The sequence below is a fragment of the Streptomyces sp. SID4985 genome (genome assembly GCF_009863025.1).
GTDB lineage: Bacteria > Actinomycetota > Actinomycetes > Streptomycetales > Streptomycetaceae > Streptomyces.
This window is the reverse complement of sequence record NZ_WWIR01000418.1, coordinates 1-715: the sequence shown is the minus strand read 5'-3', so window position 1 is coordinate 715 and position 715 is coordinate 1. Positions and strand designations below refer to the sequence as shown.

The window sequence follows — 715 nt, the reverse complement described above, 5'->3', positions numbered from 1 at the left end:
GCCGGGGGCGGAGCAGCAGGGCGCCGCACAGCAGCGCCGCGATCAGCAAGGGATGGTGGGCGGCCGGGTCCAGCGCGGCGGCGCCCACGAGCGCCCCGGCGAGGTCGGCCGCGAGCAGCGGCAGGGGAGAGGCGGCCCGGGCGGGCGGGCGCCGTACCGGGAGCCGGAAGCCGCGCGCGGCGCGGGCCCGTACCAGCGGGACCTGGCCCGTGGCCCGGTCCCAGGGCTGCGCGGTGGGGGCAGTGCTTTCCGTGGTCACGAGAGAAGGGACTCCCTGCGCTCGGCGGACACGGGCGGCCGGGCGCCGAGGAGTTCGCGGTAGACGCCCGCGATCCGCTCGGCGGTGTGCCGCACGTCGTGGGTGGACAGGACGTGACGGCGCCCGGACTCGCCGAACTCCGCGCGCAGCGGCGCGTCGGTCAGCAGTCCGGCGACGGCGGCGGCCAGCGCGGCCGGGTCCTCGGGCGGCACCAGACAGAGCCCCGCCGACGCGGGCGGCAGGCTCTCCCGAGCACCGTCCACATCGGCCAGGACCACGGGCCGCCCACAGGCCAGCGCCTCCAGCGGCGCGAGCGCCATGCCCTCCCAGCGCGAGGGCAGCGCCACCAGATCGGCGGCCCGGTACCAGGGCCGTACGTCACTCACCGCGCCCGGGAACAGCACCCCGGGGCCCGCCGCCGCGCGCAGGGCCGCCCGGTCCGGGCCGTCGCCGACC

General features: G+C 79.7%; 1 protein-coding gene and 1 pseudogene. Both read right to left on the bottom strand.

Annotation, left to right across the window (positions count from 1 at the left end; genetic code table 11):
- Nucleotides 1–259: pseudogene (locus GTW40_RS18300) on the bottom strand (transferase); the annotation flags it as partial.
- Nucleotides 256–715: glycosyltransferase family 4 protein (locus tag GTW40_RS18295; RefSeq protein ID WP_161181273.1), on the bottom strand; the 460-nt coding region annotated here is incomplete at its 5' end. The gene GTW40_RS18295 and the pseudogene GTW40_RS18300, both read right to left, overlap by 4 nt.